The organism is Mycetocola sp. CAN_C7 (assembly GCF_015752285.1).
Classification (GTDB): Bacteria; Actinomycetota; Actinomycetes; order Actinomycetales; family Microbacteriaceae; genus Mycetocola_A.
Genome location: NZ_JADOUY010000005.1, coordinates 297,305 through 315,383 on the forward strand (window position 1 = coordinate 297,305; position 18,079 = coordinate 315,383).

The following is an 18,079-nucleotide window of genomic DNA, read 5'->3' on the forward strand; positions in this document are numbered from 1 at the left end:
GAAGATGGCAGAACTTACGATCAGCCCCGACGAGATCCGGGATGCTCTCAAGGACTTCGTCACGGCTTACGAGCCGGGTAAGGCGACCACAACCGAGGTCGGTTACGTCACCGACGCCGGCGACGGCATCGCCCACGTTGAGGGACTGCCAGGTGTGATGGCCAACGAGCTCATCCGCTTCGCCGACGGCACCCTCGGCCTCGCTCAGAACCTCGACGAGGATGAGGTCGGCGTCGTCGTGCTCGGTGAGTTCGGCGGAATCGTCGAGGGCATGGAAGTCACTCGTACCGGAGAGGTGCTGTCGACCCCGGTCGGCGACGCATTCCTCGGCCGCGTGGTCGACCCGCTCGGCGCACCGATCGACGGCCTCGGCGAGATCAAGGCGGAGACCCGTCGTGCGCTCGAACTCCAGGCACCAGGCGTGATGCAGCGCAAGAGCGTGCACGAGCCCATGCAGACCGGCATCAAGGCGATCGACGCCATGATCCCGATCGGCCGTGGCCAGCGCCAGCTCATCATCGGTGACCGCCAGACCGGCAAGTCCGCGATCGCGATCGACACCATCATCAACCAGAAGGCCAACTGGGACTCGGGCGACGAGAACAAGCAGGTTCGTTGCATCTACGTCGCTATCGGTCAGAAGGGCTCGACGATCGCCGCCATCAAGGGCGCGCTCGAAGAGGCAGGAGCGATGGAGTACACCACCATCGTCGCTGCCCCGGCTTCCGACCCCGCAGGCTTCAAGTACCTGGCTCCGTACACTGGTTCGGCCATCGGCCAGCACTGGATGTACGGCGGCAAGCACGTGCTGATCGTCTTCGATGACCTGTCCAAGCAGGCCGAGGCCTACCGTGCGGTCTCTCTTCTCCTCCGTCGTCCGCCGGGACGCGAGGCGTACCCCGGTGACGTGTTCTACCTGCACTCCCGTCTGCTCGAGCGTTGTGCCAAGCTCTCCGACGAGCTCGGTGCCGGCTCGATGACCGGTCTTCCGATCATCGAGACCAAGGCGAACGACGTCTCGGCGTACATCCCGACCAACGTGATCTCGATCACGGACGGCCAGATCTTCCTCCAGTCCGACCTGTTCAACGCCAACCAGCGTCCGGCGGTCGACGTGGGTATCTCGGTCTCGCGAGTCGGTGGTGACGCTCAGGTGAAGAGCATCAAGAAGGTTTCAGGAACCCTGAAGCTCGAGCTCGCCCAGTATCGTTCGCTCGAGGCATTCGCGATGTTCGCATCCGACCTCGACCAGGCCAGCCGTCGCCAGCTCGCTCGTGGTGCACGCCTGACCGAGCTGCTGCGCCAGCCGCAGTACTCGCCGTTCCCCGTCGAGAACCAGGTCGTCTCGATCTGGGCAGGTACGAAGGGCAAGCTCGACGAGGTTCCCGTCGAAGACATCCTGCGTTTCGAAACCGAACTTCACGACTACCTGGGTCGCAACACCCAGGTGCTCACGAAGCTCCGCGACTCGAACGTGCTCAGCGACGACATCGTCGACGAGCTCGACGCGGCCGTCGACGCCTTCAAGAAGGAGTTCCAGACCGGTGCGGGCAAGCCGCTCAACGGCCCGGGCTCCGAGCAGTTCACGGAGCTGCCTGCCGAAGATGTCAACCAGGAAAAGATCGTCAAGGGACGTCGATAAGTAATGGGTGCTCAACTTCGGGTCTACACGCAGAAGATCAAGTCTGCGCAGACGACCAAGAAGATCACGAAGGCGATGGAGCTCATCGCTGCCTCGCGCATCGCAAAAGCGCAGGCGCGCGTTGCAGCGTCAGGTCCGTACTCGCGGGCGATCACCCGCGCAGTGAGCGCCGTGGCGACGTACTCCAACGTCGACCACGTGCTCACCACGGAGCCCGAGACCGTCGAGCGCGCTGCTGTCGTGATCTTTGCGTCCGACCGCGGCCTTGCCGGCGCGTTCAACTCGCAGGTCCTGCGTGAGGCGAACGAACTCGCCGAGCTGCTGCGCAGCCAGGGCAAGGATGTCGTGTTCTACCTGGTCGGTCGCAAGGCCGTCGGGTACTTCACGTTCCGCAAACGCCCGAGCGAAGGCCAGTGGATCGGCGAGAGCGAGAACCCGAGCTTCACCATGGCTCAGGAGATCAGCGCGGCGATCCTCGAGAAGTTCCTTGTGGATGCTTCTGATGGTGGCGTCGACGAGATCCACATCGTCTACAACCGTCTTGTCAGCATGATGAGCCAGGTGCCCGAGGTCGTTCGCCTCCTCCCGCTCGAGGTCGTCGAAGGCGTCGAAGAGCCCGACTCGAAGGTGGTTCTCCCGCTCTATGAGTTCGAGCCAGACGCAGAGAGCGTGCTCGATGCTCTCCTGCCCGTCTACATCGAGAGCCGTATCTTCAACGCCCTGTTGCAGTCCGCTGCTGCGAAGCACGCGGCAACGCAGAAGGCGATGAGCTCGGCAAGCGAGAACGCAGACAAGCTCATCACGGACTACACCCGGCTGCGGAACAACGCACGCCAGGCCGAGATTACCCAGCAGATTTCCGAGATTGTCGGCGGCGCAGACGCACTGTCGTCCGCCAAGTAACGCGATTACGAAGAGAGAAGAAGAGCATGACAGACATTGCCACCGCTCAGGACACGACGAGTGAGGTGAAGGCCGGTGCTATCGGCCGTGTCGCCCGCGTCACCGGTCCGGTTGTTGACATCGAGTTCCCGCACGACGCGATCCCCGGTATCTACAATGCCCTGAAGACCACCGTCAACATGGCCGGCGAGACCCAGACCCTCACCCTTGAGGTTGCCCAGCACCTCGGTGACGACCTGATCCGCGCCATCGCCCTGAACCCCACCGACGGACTCGTCCGCGGCCAAGAGGTCACGGACACCGGCTCACCGATCACGGTGCCCGTCGGCGACGTCACCAAGGGCAAGGTCTTCAATGTCATCGGCGAGGTCCTCAACGCCGAGCCAGGCGAGACCATCGAGATCACCGAGCGCTGGCCGATCCACCGCAAGCCGCCGGCATTCGACCAGCTCGAGTCGAAGACGGAACTCTTCGAGACCGGCATCAAGTCGATCGACCTTCTGACGCCGTACGTCCTCGGTGGAAAGATCGGCCTCTTCGGTGGTGCCGGTGTCGGCAAGACCGTCCTGATCCAGGAAATGATCCAGCGCGTAGCGTCAGACCACGGTGGTGTGTCGGTGTTCGCCGGTGTCGGCGAGCGTACCCGTGAGGGCAACGACCTCATCTTCGAAATGGAAGAAGCGGGTGTCTTCGACAAGACGGCCCTCGTCTTCGGCCAGATGGATGAGCCGCCGGGAACGCGACTGCGCGTCGCCCTCTCTGCTCTCACCATGGCCGAGTACTTCCGTGACGTGCAGAAGCAGGACGTGCTGTTGTTCATCGACAACATCTTCCGCTTCACGCAGGCCGGTTCAGAGGTTTCGACCCTTCTCGGACGCATGCCGTCCGCCGTCGGGTACCAGCCGAACCTCGCCGACGAGATGGGTATCCTCCAGGAGCGCATCACGTCGACCCGTGGCCACTCGATCACGTCTCTGCAGGCCATCTACGTGCCTGCCGACGACTACACCGACCCGGCTCCGGCAACGACGTTCGCGCACCTCGACGCAACGACCGAGCTGTCGCGTGAGATCGCGTCGAAGGGTCTGTACCCGGCCATCGATCCGCTCACGTCGACCAGCCGCATCCTCGACCCTCGCTACATCGGTGATGACCACTACAACACGGCCGTTCGTGTGAAGGCGATCCTGCAGAAGAACAAGGAGCTCCAGGAGATCATCGCGATCCTCGGTGTCGACGAGCTCAGCGAAGAAGACAAGATCACGGTCGCCCGTGCACGTCGTATCCAGCAGTTCCTCTCGCAGAACACCTACATGGCGAAGAAGTTCACCGGTGTCGAGGGTTCGACCGTTCCGCTCAAGGAGACCATCGAGTCCTTCTCGGCGATCGCCAACGGTGAGTTCGACCACGTTGCTGAGCAGGCCTTCTTCAACGTCGGTGGCATCAACGACGTCGAAGAGCGCTGGGCACAGATCCAGAAGGAGAACGGCTAGTCATGGCGTCGCTGAAAGTCAGTGTTGTCGGTGCAGACCAGGAGATCTGGTCGGGAACGGCTTCTCTGGTGATCGCTCGCACGGTCGAGGGAGAGATCGGAATTCTTCCCGGCCACGAGCCGATGCTCGCGATTCTCGCTGAGGGTGAAGTGCGCGTCACTGCCGATAACGGGCAGAAGATCGTTGCGACAGCTGCCGACGGATTCCTGTCCGTCGAGAACAACTCGGTGACGATCGTGGCCGGCAACGCCAGCCTCGTCAAGTAGCTCCGCCGCAAGGCAACCCCGAACGCCCCGTGCTGATCCTGCTCCCTCCGTCTGAGACGAAGAGGGCAGGGGGCACGGGGCGTTCGCTGTCTCTTGACGCGCTTCGCTTTCCCGCGCTCACCGAGGCTCGGCGTGCACTGACGATGGATGTCGTCGCGCTCAGTGCTGACACGGATGCGGCCGTCGCCGCTCTCAAGCTCGGCCCGAAGCAACGCTCAGAGGTCGAGGCGAACCGGCTGCTGTGGGAATCCCCGACCCTCCCGGCACTCGACCGCTACACCGGGGTGCTCTTCGACTCCCTCGATCCGGCGTCCCTCTCGGATGCCGCGCGCACGTTCGCGGGACGCCACCTGGTGATCCACGCCGCGTTGCTCGGTCCGGTTGGCGCTCTCGACCCGATCCCCGCCTACCGGCTCTCCCACGACTCCCGGGTGCCAGGCAGGCCTCTCAAACGGCACTGGCGCGCGCAGGTGGAGTCGTCACTCGCTGCGGAACCCGGGCTCATTCTCGATCTGCGGTCGGATGCCTATGTCGCGCTCGGTCCTGCTCCGGCCGGATCTGAGTTCCTTCGTGTGCTCACCGAGGGTGCCGGCGGCGCGCGGCGTGCACTGAATCACTTCAACAAGAAGGCCAAGGGAGAGTTCACCCGGGCGATCCTTGACGCCGGGACCGTGTTCACCGGTGCTGACGAGCTTCTCGAGTGGGCTCCGACCGTGGGGTTCCAGCTGGAGCGGCACGCTCCAGCTGAACTCGCGCTGATCGTCTGATCGGGCCGCCTCGTCCTCAGGTGGTCGCCCGCCAGCAGCCGCTGACGTGGTCATCGACGAGTCCGGCCGACTGCATCAGCGCGTACATCGTCGTCGGTCCGACAAACCGGTAGCCGCGGGCACGCAGTGCCGTGCTCAGCGCGGTCGACTCGGTTGTGACGGCCGGGATCTCCGCGAGCTCGGCCGGCCGGGCGCGAGCGGGGGAGGGCTTGAAGCTCCAGACCAGCTCGGAAAGGCTCGTACCGAGGCCGCGGGTGATCCTTGCGTTCGAGATGACCGCCTCGATCTTGCCCCTGTGCCGGATGATCGATGCGTCGAGCACGAGCCTCTCCACATCGTCTGGCGTCATGGCCGCTACCTGCTCGATGTCGAAACCGTGAAATGCCGCGCGGAAAGCGGGTCGCCTGCGCAGGATGGTGATCCACGAGAGCCCGGCCTGGAAACCTTCGAGGCTGATCTTCTCGAAGACCGGCTGGTCGCCGACCAGCGGTGTTCCCCACTCCTCGTCGTGGTAGCGCTGGTATTCGGCATCGGTTCCCACCCACGCGCAGCGGGATCGGGAGTCTGGTCCGACGAGCAGGGAGGGGCTGGCTGGCACTGGTGTCCTTCGACAGGGGTCTGCCGGGAACGCCCGGCGTCGTCAGAATAGCCGACGCTGGTCAGCGGTAGGCGATCCGCTCGTGGTCGAGCAGCCACTGTTTCGTCGGCACCCCGCTGCCCTGGCTGTAACCGACGATCCGGCGGTCGCTCGACAACACCCGATGGCAGGGGATGAGGAGCGGCGCCGGGTTGGCGCGCACGGCCGCTCCGACGGCCCGGCCGGCTCGACCGACGCCCGCCGCCTGACCGATCGCTCCGTAGGTCGTGACCGACCCGAACGGCACAGCAGCGAGCGCTGCCCACACCCTGCGCTGGAAAGGGGTTCCCTCCACAACGACGGGCAGCGTGAACCGGCGGCGTCTGCCGTCGAAGTACTCGGTGAGTTGTTCGGCGGCGACGACGAGCACATCGAGGGAGCTCTCGCGGAAGCCGTCTCGGGGGAGTCGTGCGTCGTGTTCGAGAGTGAGTCCGGTGATCACGGCCCCGTCGCTCACCAGTTCGATCCGCCCGAGCGGACTGGTCATCCTGAGCAGACCGGCCGGGCGGTCGAAGAGGGTGGGCTGTGGTTCGGTGGGTGCTGTGCGTGGTGTCATGACTCGACCGTACGGTCGCCGTCCCGGCGGCTACCGGACGAGCGGGAACCGGTGGACAGGATGCGCACCGGCTGCGGCTGTGAAGGAGCCGTCGCGCTAGCCTTGGAACCATGGCAGACATCGACTACCGCACCCTCGGCTCGAGCGGCCTCCGCGTTTCGACGATCGGGTTGGGCTGCAACAACTTCGGCAGGCTCGGAACGGCGAGCGAGAGCCAGGAGGGGACGGATGCCGTCATCTCGGCTGCGCTCGACGCCGGCGTCACCCTGTTCGACACAGCAGACATGTATGGCAAGGAGCCGGGCCTGAGCGAGACCCTGATGGGCGTTGCGCTCCGGGGACGGAGGGACAAGGTGGTCCTCGCGACCAAGTTCGGTCACTCGGGTGCTGACGTCGGGATCGACGGTTGGGGCGCGAAGGCGTCGAGGCGGTACGTACGGCTCGCCGTCGAAGCGTCGCTCACCCGGTTGCAGACCGACTGGATCGACCTCTACCAGCTGCACACACCCGACCAGGTGACGCCGATCGAGGAGACCCTCTCGGTGCTCGACGACCTGATCCGCGAAGGCAAGGTGCGTTACATCGGTCACTCCAACCTGGCCGGCTGGCAGGTGGCGGAGGCCGACCTCGTCGCCGAGCTCACCGGGCATCCGAAATTCATCTCTGCTCAGAACGAGTTCAGCCTTCTCGCGCGCGACGCGGAGCGCGAGGTTCTCCCCGCTGTGAGGCACTTCGGACTCGGCTTCCTTCCTTACTTCCCGCTATACAACGGCCTCTTCACCGGCAAGTTCAGCCGCGACGGCGGCCCGGCAGACAGCCGGATCATGCGCCAGCGCAGCCACCTTCTCGACAGTGCACCGTGGGACGCCATCGACGCATTCCAGGCGTTCTGCGACGATCGAGGCATCACGATGCTGCAAGCGACTTTCGCGTGGCTCCTCGCCCAGCCGGCGCTGACGAGCGTTATCGCCGGAGCGACAAGGCCAGAGCAGATCACCCAGAACGCGGATGCCGCGACCGCCTGGCACCCCTCGGCCGATGAGCTCACGACGATCGACGGGTTGTTCGCTCCGGGCGGAGAATAAGGCCGAACACAGCACACTGAGTGAGCACTCACTCAGTTAGGCTGGGCCGGGTGACCTCCCCGACATCCACCGCCGAGTGCTTCGACCAGACGGGCCGTGCTGCTCCTCTCTCACCCGACGATCGGCGGTCGATGATCGTCGACGCCGTGCTGCCGTTACTGATGGACCACGGCCCTGGGGTGACCTCGCGGCAGATCGCAGAAGCGGCCGGTGTGGCAGAAGGCACGATCTTCCGAGCCTTCGGAGACAAGGAAACCCTGCTCAGGGCGGCCGTCACCCGGTGCCTCGACCCCGAGCCGCTCCTGACCGAACTCGACGCCATCGATCCAACCTGGCCGCTCGACACGAAGGTGCGTGCGGTGCTCGTTGCCCTTCGCCGCCGGTTCACCGGAGTCTTCCGCGTGATGTCGACGCTGAGCGAGAAGGAACGGCCTGTCCCCACCTCCGTGTCGCGCGAGATAGCCGAACGTGTGGCAACGGCCCTCGCCCCCGAAGCGGGCGACCTCCACTGGAACCCGGCGCAGATCGCCCAGCTGATCAGGCTGATCGCTTTTTCATCTGCCTTCCCCGCCCTGACAGTCGGCAGCGAATTCTCCGACGACGAACTCACCGGACTCCTGATGCACGGCATCACCGGCACTGGCACGAACGAGGACACCCATGCTCGCTAAACTCACCGCCCACTACCTGAAGCCGCACTGGCCGCTGATCGTCGGCGTCATCGTCTTTCAGCTCGCCCAGTCCATCGCGTCGCTCTACCTGCCGACCCTCAACGCCGACATCATCGATCAGGGAGTGGCGACAGGAGACACCGCATACATCATGCGGGTCGGGATGCTCATGCTCGGGATCACGCTCGTGCAGGTGCTCTGCGCGATCGCCGCGGTCTACTTCGGCGCGAAGGCGGCGATGGCTCTCGGTCGCGACCTCCGTCAGAGCGTGTTCGACCGGGTGTCGGCATTCTCCGAGCGCGAGGTGTCATCGTTCGGCGCCCCGTCGCTCATCACCCGCTCGACGAACGACGTGCAGCAGGTGCAGATGCTCGTGCTGATGACCTCGACCCTCATGGTCTCGGCACCGATCCTCGCCGTCGGCGGCGTCGTCCTCGCCCTGGGACTCGACCTCCAGCTGTCCTGGCTGATGGCCGTCTCCATCCCCGTGCTCCTCATCGCCGTCGGTCTCATCATCGTGCGGATGGTGCCACTCTTCCAGTCGATGCAACGTCGGATCGACCGGATCAACCAGGTCCTGCGTGAGCAGCTCACCGGCATCCGCGTCGTGCGTGCATTCGTACGTGAAGACGTCGAGTCGAGTCGGTTCGAGAAGGCCAACGCCGAGCTGACCGACACCGGACTCCGCGTCGGCCGGCTCATGGCCATCATGTTTCCGATCGTCATGCTCGTTCTCAACGTGTCGAGCATCGCCGTGCTGTGGTTCGGGGCGTTCCGGGTCGAAGAGGGCTCCATGCAGGTCGGAACGGTCATGGCCTTCCTGCAATACCTGATGCAGATCCTCATGGCGGTGATGATGGCCACGTTCATGGCCGTGATGATCCCGCGAGCGGCGGTCAGCGCCGACCGGATCGGAGAGGTGCTCGGTACCGAGTCCTCCGTGCTCCAGCCGGAATCACCGGTCGTGACCGAGAACACCGCAGGCGGCATCGTTTTCGACGGTGTGTCGTTCTCCTACCCCGGTGCCGAGCAGCCCGTGCTCCGCGACCTCTCGTTCGCGGTTGAGCCGGGAACGACGACGGCCATCATCGGGTCGACCGGGTCCGGCAAGACCACAATGGTCAACCTCCTGCCCCGCCTGTTCGACGCAACGGCAGGAAGCGTCCGCGTCGACGGCGTCGCTGTCTCACACACCGATCAGGACCTGCTGTGGTCGAAGATCGGGATCGTGCCGCAGAAGCCGTACCTGTTCACCGGGACGGTGGCATCCAACCTCCGTTATGGCAAACCGGATGCCACAGAGGACGAACTCTGGCGGGCACTCGACGTCGCCCAGGCCAGGGACTTCGTCGAAGCGCTACCCGACGGCCTCGACGCACCCATCACCCAGGGTGGGTCGAACGTCTCGGGAGGACAGCGCCAGCGGCTCGCCATTGCTCGGGCGCTCGTGAAACGCCCCGAGATCTATGTGTTCGATGACTCGTTCTCGGCGCTCGACCTCGCAACGGACGCCCGGCTCCGCGCGGCTCTCGCGAAGGATGTCGCCGGTGCGACGCTCGTGATCGTCGCCCAGCGCGTGTCGAGCATCCGTGACGCCGACCAGATCCTCGTTCTCGAGGACGGGCAGATCGTCGGACTGGGCACGCACGACGAGCTGCTCGATCGTTCAGCCACCTACCGCGAGATCGTCGAATCCCAGCTCACCGCAGAGGAAGCATCATGAGCGACACCGAGACCGAGACCGAAACACAGACTCCTGCGAGGCCGCCGCGGGCCGGAGGCGGCCCCTGGGGTGGCGGAGCCGGTATGCCGGTCGAGAAGTCGATGAACTTCGGGCCGAGCGCCAAGCGACTGCTCAAGCGGTTGCAGCCGGAGTGGATGCCGCTCGTGCTCGTCACCGTGCTCGCGGTCATCAGCGTCGCTTTCACCGTGGTCGGACCTCGCATCCTCGGAGACGCGACGAACATCATCTTCGAGGGGGCGATCTCGCAGAACTTGCCTGCTGGTGCCACCGAGGAGCAGATCGTCGCCGGTCTCCGAGCCGACGGTCAGAACGAGCAGGCCGACATGCTCGCCGCGATGAACCTCACACCGGGCTCCGGTATCGACTTCAGTGCGCTATCGAGGGTGCTCATCCTCGTCCTGGCGATCTACGCCCTCGCCTTCCTCTTCGGCTGGATTCAGGCGCTGGTGCTCAACGGCGTCGTGCAGCGGACCATGTTCAGGCTCCGCTCAGACGTCGAAACGAAGATCAACCGGCTCCCGCTGTCGTACTTCGACAGGATGCCGCGCGGCGAGCTGCTCAGCCGGGTCACGAACGACATCGACAACATTTCGCAGACACTCCAGCAGACCCTCAGCCAGGTGCTCGTCTCGCTGCTCAGTGTGATCGGCGTTCTGGCGATGATGTTCTCGATCTCGCCGCTGCTGGCAGTGATCGCCCTCGTCACCATTCCGCTCACGATCGTGATCACAGCGGTGATCGCGAAGCGGTCGCAGAAGAAGTTCGTCGCCCAGTGGGCTCATACCGGTGAACTCAACGCTCAAATCGAGGAGATGTACTCCGGACACGCGATCGTCAAGGTCTTCGGTCGTTCGCGGGAGGTCGGCAAGCGGTTCTCCGACAAGAACGAGGAGCTCTACCAGGCGAGTTTCGGTGCCCAGTTCATTTCGGGCATCATCATGCCGTCGATGATGTTCGTCGGAAACCTCGTCTACGTGGCGATCGCCGTCGTCGGTGGCTTGCAGGTCGCAACCGGGGCGCTGAGCCTCGGCAGTGTGCAGGCCTTCATCCAGTACTCACGGCAGTTCACCCAGCCGCTGACCCAGCTCGGGTCGATGGCGAACCTGCTCCAGTCAGGAGTCGCATCAGCCGAGCGGGTGTTCGAACTCTTCGATGCCGATGAGCAGCTCCCGGACCCCGCCGTCCCCGTTGTGCCGACTCGCGAAGGTGGCCGCCTGGTCTTCGACTCCGTATCGTTCAGCTACTCGGCCGAGAAGCCGCTCATCCAGGGTCTCGATCTCGTGGCCGAGCCGGGAAACACCATCGCGATCGTCGGGCCGACAGGGGCAGGGAAGACGACCCTGGTGAACCTGATCATGCGGTTCTACGAACTCGACGGCGGGCGGATTCTGCTCGACGGCGTCGACATCTCGACCATGACCCGCCTCGACCTCCGCAGCCGCGTCGGGATGGTGTTGCAGGACACCTGGCTGTTCGGCGGAACCATCCGCGACAACATCGCCTACGGGCGCCCGGATGCCACGGAGGAGGAGATTCTCGACGCGGCGCGCGCCACCTATGTCGACAGGTTCGTCCATTCGCTGGCCGACGGTTACGACACAGTGCTCGATGACGAAGCCTCGAACGTCTCAGCGGGGGAGAAGCAGCTGATCACCATCGCTCGCGCGTTCCTGGCGCGGCCGAGTGTTCTGATCCTCGACGAGGCGACGAGCTCCGTCGACACCCGCACCGAAGTTCTCGTTCAGAAGGCGATGTCGACCCTCAGGCAGGACCGCACGAGTTTTGTCATCGCTCACCGGCTCTCGACGATCCGCGACGCCGACACGATCCTGGTGATGGAATCCGGTCGGATCGTCGAACAGGGCAGTCATGATGACCTGCTGGCGAGGGGCGGTGCGTACAACAACCTCTACAACTCCCAGTTCGCAGCGCCGGTGACCGACGAGGTCTAGTTCTCCACAGCCGGCCGCGTGCCTGCATCCGTCCACAGATGCCGGCCGCCCATGCCGGACGGTCATGCCCGGGACCAGAATCCCGGGCATGACCACTCTCATTCGCGCGCAGAACGCCGAGGATTTTCTCGCCCTCGTTCCTCACCTCACCGGGTTCCAGCCCTGCAACAGCATCGTCCTCGTCGCCTTTCGCGGCAAACGCACCTGCGGGGCACTCCGATGTGACCTGCCAAAGCAGGGTTCGCCGCCTGCCGTGCTGCGGCGAGCGGCAACGACCATGGTCGGGATGATCTGCCGGATTCCCGACGTCGATGCGCTGGTCCCGGTCGTGTATGCAGATTCACCGTTCGCACCGGGCAGGTCCATGCCAGGCAGCGACATCGTGACGGTTCTTCTCAGCCGGGCCAGGTACTCCGGATTCCTCGTGCGCGATGCTTTGTGTGTTGCCTCGGACGCCTGGGCGAGCTACCTCGACGACGACGCTCCGCGCGGTGGTCGCCCGCTCGCCCTGATCGGGGCATCTGCGGCGCAAAAATCGCTGATCGCGTCTGAGGACGCCGGGTCGCTTCTCGACCTCGATACCGAATCCGCGTTGCCCGTCGCCGCGCTCGAGCCTCTCGAACGCACGGCACAGAAGTACTCGGAACTCGACCGCCTCCGTCACTCGCCGGAACTCGAACCTGCACTCGTCTTCGACCACGGTTTCTCCGGTGACGTCGTGGCGTTCGCCGAGAGACTGATAAGCATCGCTCCGATCGAGATTTCGCCGGCAGATGGCGCCCTTCTCGCCTTCGCCGTGTCGAGTCCGTGCCTGCGCGACGAGATCCTTCTGACCTGGGCCTGGGGCACCCGCTTCGGTCTCACCGTTGCCGAGATGAACGACAGGCACAACGCCGGAGAAGACATCGGCGATCTGCCCGGATCGATGGCGCTCGGGGGGTTCGATATGCCCCGCCCCGCTCCGGAGCGCCTTCGATCGGCCATCGAGTTGCTCCGTGTCGCCGCGTCGCGGGTACCGCGCCGGGCTCGACCACCGTTGCTCACGATGATTGCCTGGTCTCACTGGGCGCTCGGGGCAGGAACCCTGGCCGGTCGGTGGACAGATCAGGCGCGAGCCATCGACCGGAGTTACCGACTCGCCGAGTTGCTCGACACGATGTTGCAGGCCGGGCATCTGCCTGAGTGGGCCTGGGCGGTGCCACCCGACGTGCTGACGTCGGTGACAATCGACCGCTGACGGTACGCCACGGCGTGTCACCCCCGCTGTGGCCGGTATTATCGACCCAGCGGCTCCGCACTGTGGGGGGTCCGAGAGGATGAGTGCGTGACCGGCATCGACGTGAGCACCGATTCGCGTGTTGTCGACGTGCCCGGCGGACAGGCACTGACACTGTCGTGGGCGTCGGTCACAGACACCGGCCGTAAACGCCAGGTCAATCAGGATGCCCTCATCGTCGATTACCCGATCTTCGCCGTCGCAGACGGCATGGGCGGGCACGACGCCGGTGAGGTCGCCAGCGCGGCCGTCATCGCCCGTCTTTCCGAGCGTGTCGCCTCCGGCGATGCCGTCGACCGTGAAGCGGTGGAGACCGCGCTCAGGGCCGCCGTCGGAGACATGCTCGAACAGGTCGGCACCTCAGACCTCGGCACAGGAACTACCGTCACCGGTATCGTCTTCGGTTTTTCAGGACCAGACGGTGACGTCCCGGCCTGGACGGTCTTCAACATCGGTGACTCACGTGTGTACCGGTTGCTCGGTGACGAACTCATCCAGGTCACCCTCGATCACTCCGTCGTTCAGGAGCTGATCTCCATCGGTGCGATCACGCCAGACGAGGCAGAATCCCACCCGCACGGCAATGTGATCACCAGGGCAGTGGGCTTCAGTGATGATCCGCTGCCCGATTACACCGATGTTCCGTCCACTGACCGTGCACGGTGGCTCGTGTGCTCAGACGGGCTCACGAAAGAGCTCACCGACTTCGGCCTTCGGCACTTCCTGATGCAGGCGGAGACGCCGGAAGACGCCGTGCGCACCCTCGTCGATGCTGCGCTCGAAAACGGAGGCAGGGACAACGTCAGCGCCATCGTTCTCGACGAGCTGCTGACGACTTCTCCTTCTCCCGACTGACGGTCGGATCTGCGGCTCCTCCACGGCAAGTGCCGGCGAGGCCGTCATCCACCGGAACGACCGGTGTCCCTTTCCTGGTAGTCCGGCCTGATGTTCTGGGGTGATGGCCCCAGACGTCGAGGAACCGATCGTCGTTCCCCCCGAGCCGGTTGCAGGAACCGGAACTCCCTTCCCCGTCGCGGCGAGTATCGCTCCTGTGGTCGGCTCCCTCGTCATCTTCCTTCTCACCCGGTCGCCGTTCGTTCTTGCATTCGCTGCGCTCGGCCCGTTGATCGCCGTCGCCGGGCTCGTCGACAGCAGGTGGTCTGCGCGCCGACGGTTTCGCGCAGACGGCATCCGTTATCGCGACGACCTGGCGCGAATCCAGGCCGTGATCGACGAACGGCACGAGACCGAGCGCTGTACTCGGAGAGAAGCATCCACCGGGGTGCGTGCTGTCCTCGACGCGACCACGGACCCCACCTCACGCGGAGGGTTCGGGCGCTGGCGGATGCCGGTGGAGCGGCGCACGATCGTCGTGGTCGGCTATGGCGACCAGCCCAGCAGGCTCAGGGTCGACGGCCCGGCCGGGCAGGCTACCGCCGAGGCGAAGACGCGGGCGTCGATGGTCGCGGATGTCCCCGTGGAGGTGGACGCCGCCAGGGGAATCGGTGTCGTCGGTCCTCCGCTCCTCGCCGGTGCTTTCGCCCGTGGCATCCTCCTGCAACTGTGCAGCGGCACGGGGCCCGATTCGTTGACCGTCGTCGAGCTCCCGGAGAGCTGGAGCTGGGCCGATTCGCTCCCGCACCGGCAGCGCGGCGGGGGCCCGGCCGTTCGGGTGATCGACCTGTTCGACGAGGGCCGGAGGGCAACGACGCAGGCTGAGGGCGACGTGCTGGTGGTGATGTCTGAGTGTCCGGATGACATCCCGCCGCGCTGCGCCTCCCTGGTCCGCTTCACCGGGGTCACGACCGCGGTGCTCCACGGCCAGACGGCGACGGGCGCTGCTACGGAGACAATGGTGACGCTCGACCTCGTCTCCGCAGCCGAAGCGACCGCATTCACCCGGAATCTGGCGGCGCTGGCGCTGACCGCCGGTCTCGGGAGAGAAGGCGACGCGTTGCCGGCGTCGGTCAGCATCACGGACGCATCGGCTGGGCTGGCTCCGCCCCGGCCGGTCACCTCACTGTCAGCGGTTCTCGGCACGACAGCGGATGCCGGTGTTCTCGTCGACCTCGTCGGCGACGGGCCGCACGCGATCGTCGGTGGCACCACCGGCAGCGGCAAGAGCGAACTTCTGGTGACCTGGGCGACAAGCCTCGCCACGCGGTATCCGCCTGACTCCGTCAACCTGCTCCTCGTCGACTTCAAAGGGGGAGCAGCCTTCGCCCCGCTCCTGGGATTGCCTCACGTCGTCGGGGTGGTCACCGATCTCGACACGATCGCAGCCGCCCGCGCGCTCGAGAGCCTCCGCGCCGAGGTCCGGTTTCGGGAGCGCTACCTCCGGGATAGTGATGCGCGTGACATCGCCGAGGTGACCTCCCTGCCGCGTCTCGTCATCGTCGTCGACGAGTTCGCCGCGATGCTCGATGGGTACCCCGACCTCCACGCCCTGTTCGTCGACCTGGCGGCGCGCGGGCGCTCGCTGGGGATGCACCTCATTCTCTGCACCCAGAGACCGGCAGGTGTGGTGAAGGACTCGCTACTCGCCAACTGCGGACTGCGGATGTCGCTCCGCGTCAACAACCGGGCAGACAGCACAGCGATCCTCGGTGCAGACACGGCAGCGTTCCTGCCTCCGGCAATCCCCGGGCGCCTCGCCTGGGCGACGCCTACCGGCATCGTGACGTTGCAGGTGGCGTCGACGAGCGACGAGGATGTCGAGCGTGCGTCTGGCCGGTGGCCGCACGCCGGGACGATGCGGCGACCGTGGCTGGATCCTCTCCCTGCCACGGTCGCGCGTGAGGACCTCGTTGCCGCGCCCGGCGGCATCCGGCTGGGGCTGGCCGATCATCCGGCGCAACAGCGTCAGGACACGGCGCTCTGGCGGCCTGACAGGGACGGCAGCATCCTGATCGTCGGTGGACCACGGACCGGGAAGACCGCTCTGCTCGACACCATCGCCGTTGAAGCCGCGCGTCTGGGCGATCGGGTGGTCGAACGCGCGGGGTTCGACGCCGAACTCGCCTGGGACGTTCTCCACAGCCTGGTGGGTTCGCTCCGGGGGCGCACCGGAGACGACCCGCCCGTGCTGGTTCTTCTGGACGGCCTCGACTCGCTCCTCGCCGGGATCGATCCCGAAGACGCCCTAGCGATACGGGATGCGGTGCTCACTCTTCTTCGTGACGGGCCGAGGACCCACCTCCATGTCGCCGTCACCGTGCAGCGTCTCGCCGGGCCGGTCGGTGTTCTCGGTGGCTTCGTCGGCTCGACCGTCCTTCTCGGAACAGCGAACAGGCAGGAGCACGTCCTGGCCGGGGGCGAGAGCGCCGGCTGGGTGGAATCCCGCCGGCCAGGCAATGCGATCTGGAGGGGAGTCACCGTGCAGCTCTGTGCACCAGAGGCGGCGCACCCGATGCCGCGCCACGCCGCCAGCAGGACCGTCAGCCCGGTGGACTGGCGCGCTGCTCCGCTCACCCTTATCGTCTCGAACTCACCGGTGCGACGTGCCGATCAGATCCGTTCCGGCAACCGGGAGGGGCTGTCGCCGGTCTCCGTGGCGACGCTCGGTGACGCTGCGGTCGGAGGCATCACCGTCGAGCAGGTGCGGTCGCGACGGGACGGCCCCGTGGTGATCGTCGGCGACAGCGACCAGTGGCAGGCACACTGGTCGCTCCTCTCGACCCTGCGCGAGGACGCACGCATCGTCGTCGACGGGTGTTCGCCGGCCGAGTTCCGCGCCGTGACCCGCATCCGTATGCGCCCACCTTTGCTGCACCGCGTGCCTGGGCGCGGTTGGTTGTGCACACCGGATGGCGGGATCAGCAGGGTGGCTCTCGACCAGCTGTGATGCCGGCGTCTCAGCTGTGTGACGACGCCAGTGCTGACACGTCGGCATGGTCGAACCCGTGCGCGGAGGCGACCGGCGCGCTGTACACGGCCCCATCGTGCACGTTGAGGCCGAGGGCGAGCGCCGGGTCTGCCGTCAGCGCCGCCCGCCAGCCGGAGTTCGCGATCGATCGGATGTATGGCAGCGTCGCGTTCGTCAGGGCGTAGGTGGAGGTGTGCGGCACAGCGCCGGGCATGTTGCCGACGCAGTAGAACAGCGAACCATGGACGGCGAAGGTCGGGGCGGCGTGGGTGGTGGGGTGCGAGTCCTCGAAGCATCCGCCCTGGTCGACCGAGATGTCGACGAGCACACTGCCCGGCTTCATCTTCGCAACGAGGGCGTTACTGACGAGCTTCGGTGTCTGCGCCCCAGCGATGAGAACTGAGCCGATCACGAGGTCGGCAGCAACGACGGAGTGTTCGATCTCGAATGCGTTGCTCGCAATCGTCTTGATCCGCCCGGCGTAGAGGGCATCGAGTTCACGGAGCCGTGCGACGTTCGTGTCGAGCACAGTGACATCGGCGCCGAGCCCGACGGCGACCGCGGTCGCGTTCGTTCCGGCCACGCCTCCGCCGAGCACGGTGACGCGAGCGGGCGAGGTGCCGGGGACGCCGGGCACAAGAAGACCAGGGCCACCGTTCGGCTTGAGCATCGTGTTGGCGCCCACGATCGTGGCCAGCCGACCGGCGACCTCACTCATCGGTGCGAGAAGCGGAAGCGACCGGTTGGGCAGCTGCACCGTCTCGTACGCGATCGCCGTGACGTTCGACGCGATCAGGGCACGAGTCAGCTCGGGCTCGGCGGCGAGGTGCAGGTAGGTGAACAGCACCAGGCCGTCGCGGAAGTAGCCGTACTCAGCGGCGACGGGCTCTTTCACCTTGAGGAGCAGTTCGGCGCGCTGCCAGGTCGTCGCGGCATCCGGCAGGATCGTCGCCCCTGCGGCGACATAGGCCTCGTCGGAGATGGACGACCCGGACCCGGCCCCGGTCTCGATGAGAACCTCATGACCGTGAACGGTGAGTTCGTGCACACCGGCAGGCGTGATGGCCACGCGGAACTCGTTGTTCTTGACCTCGCGGGGGATGGCGACTCTCATGGTGGCTCCGGTTTCCGTGCCATTCGGGGTGAGAACGGCACACAGGGGAATGCTCTGCAACCCCTGTGGGAGTCGCGACAGCAGTGTCAGTGGGCACGGATGCCCGCC

General features: G+C 65.7%; 15 protein-coding genes. 12 read left to right on the forward strand and 3 right to left on the reverse strand.

The genetic code is table 11. From position 1 onward, the window contains the following. Nucleotides 1-4 precede the first annotated feature (4 nt). From atpA to IWX78_RS13205, 5 genes are read left to right on the forward strand one after another with little or no spacing between them, the layout of a single operon-like run. Nucleotides 5-1,642, forward strand: a complete 1,638-nt coding sequence (gene atpA, locus IWX78_RS13185; protein WP_196833994.1) for a F0F1 ATP synthase subunit alpha — start codon at nt 5-7, stop codon at nt 1,640-1,642. A gap of 3 nt (nt 1,643-1,645) precedes the next feature. Then, nucleotides 1,646-2,545, forward strand: a complete 900-nt coding sequence (locus IWX78_RS13190) for a F0F1 ATP synthase subunit gamma (protein ID WP_196833995.1) — start codon at nt 1,646-1,648, stop codon at nt 2,543-2,545. 26 nt (nt 2,546-2,571) lie between these two features. After that, nucleotides 2,572-4,038, forward strand: a complete 1,467-nt coding sequence (atpD, locus tag IWX78_RS13195; protein ID WP_196833996.1) for a F0F1 ATP synthase subunit beta — start codon at nt 2,572-2,574, stop codon at nt 4,036-4,038. 2 nt (nt 4,039-4,040) lie between these two features. Continuing rightward, complete coding sequence (locus IWX78_RS13200; RefSeq protein WP_196833997.1) at nt 4,041-4,304, forward strand: F0F1 ATP synthase subunit epsilon; 264 nt, start codon at nt 4,041-4,043, stop codon at nt 4,302-4,304. A 29-nt stretch (nt 4,305-4,333) separates the two neighbouring features. Then, nucleotides 4,334-5,071: a YaaA family protein gene (locus tag IWX78_RS13205; protein WP_196833998.1), complete on the forward strand. Its 738-nt coding sequence runs from the start codon at nt 4,334-4,336 to the stop codon at nt 5,069-5,071. A gap of 16 nt (nt 5,072-5,087) precedes the next feature. Here IWX78_RS13205 and IWX78_RS13210 read toward each other — a convergent pair whose 3' ends face one another. Further along, on the reverse strand, nt 5,088-5,669 hold the full coding sequence (locus IWX78_RS13210; RefSeq protein WP_334684735.1) for a DNA-3-methyladenine glycosylase I: 582 nt from the start codon (nt 5,667-5,669) through the stop codon (nt 5,088-5,090). Between the two features lie 61 nt (nt 5,670-5,730). Next, nucleotides 5,731-6,264 carry a methylated-DNA--[protein]-cysteine S-methyltransferase gene (locus IWX78_RS13215; RefSeq protein WP_334684736.1) on the reverse strand — a complete coding sequence of 178 codons (534 nt, stop codon included), beginning with the start codon at nt 6,262-6,264 and terminating at the stop codon, nt 5,731-5,733. A gap of 110 nt (nt 6,265-6,374) precedes the next feature. Here IWX78_RS13215 and IWX78_RS13220 point away from each other — a divergent pair, with 110 nt between their 5' ends. The 7 genes from IWX78_RS13220 to IWX78_RS13250 all read left to right on the forward strand — a co-directional run bounded on the left by IWX78_RS13220 (nt 6,375) and on the right by IWX78_RS13250 (nt 16,836). Then, on the forward strand, nt 6,375-7,349 hold the full coding sequence (locus IWX78_RS13220) for an aldo/keto reductase (protein WP_196833999.1): 975 nt from the start codon (nt 6,375-6,377) through the stop codon (nt 7,347-7,349). A 50-nt stretch (nt 7,350-7,399) separates the two neighbouring features. Continuing rightward, the gene (locus IWX78_RS13225; RefSeq protein WP_334684737.1) at nt 7,400-8,020 is read left to right on the forward strand and encodes a TetR/AcrR family transcriptional regulator; all 621 of its coding nucleotides are present in this window, start codon (nt 7,400-7,402) and stop codon (nt 8,018-8,020) included. After that, on the forward strand, nt 8,010-9,743 hold the full coding sequence (locus tag IWX78_RS13230) for an ABC transporter ATP-binding protein (protein ID WP_196834000.1): 1,734 nt from the start codon (nt 8,010-8,012) through the stop codon (nt 9,741-9,743). Before IWX78_RS13225 ends, IWX78_RS13230 begins: the two co-directional genes overlap by 11 nt. After that, nucleotides 9,740-11,716: an ABC transporter ATP-binding protein gene (locus tag IWX78_RS13235; protein WP_196834001.1), complete on the forward strand. Its 1,977-nt coding sequence runs from the start codon at nt 9,740-9,742 to the stop codon at nt 11,714-11,716. Before IWX78_RS13230 ends, IWX78_RS13235 begins: the two co-directional genes overlap by 4 nt. A gap of 88 nt (nt 11,717-11,804) precedes the next feature. After that, nucleotides 11,805-12,953: a DUF4192 family protein gene (locus IWX78_RS13240; protein WP_196834002.1), complete on the forward strand. Its 1,149-nt coding sequence runs from the start codon at nt 11,805-11,807 to the stop codon at nt 12,951-12,953. Between the two features lie 87 nt (nt 12,954-13,040). After that, entirely contained in the window at nt 13,041-13,847 is an 807-nt protein-coding gene (locus IWX78_RS13245; protein ID WP_334684738.1) for a PP2C family protein-serine/threonine phosphatase, read from the forward strand. A gap of 103 nt (nt 13,848-13,950) precedes the next feature. Beyond that, complete coding sequence (locus IWX78_RS13250) at nt 13,951-16,836, forward strand: FtsK/SpoIIIE domain-containing protein (protein WP_196834003.1); 2,886 nt, start codon at nt 13,951-13,953, stop codon at nt 16,834-16,836. A gap of 10 nt (nt 16,837-16,846) precedes the next feature. On the opposite strand, the gene ald is transcribed toward IWX78_RS13250, so the two are convergent. Next, complete coding sequence (gene ald / locus IWX78_RS13255) at nt 16,847-17,971, reverse strand: alanine dehydrogenase (RefSeq protein ID WP_196834004.1); 1,125 nt, start codon at nt 17,969-17,971, stop codon at nt 16,847-16,849. Between the last annotated feature and the right edge of the window lie 108 nt (nt 17,972-18,079).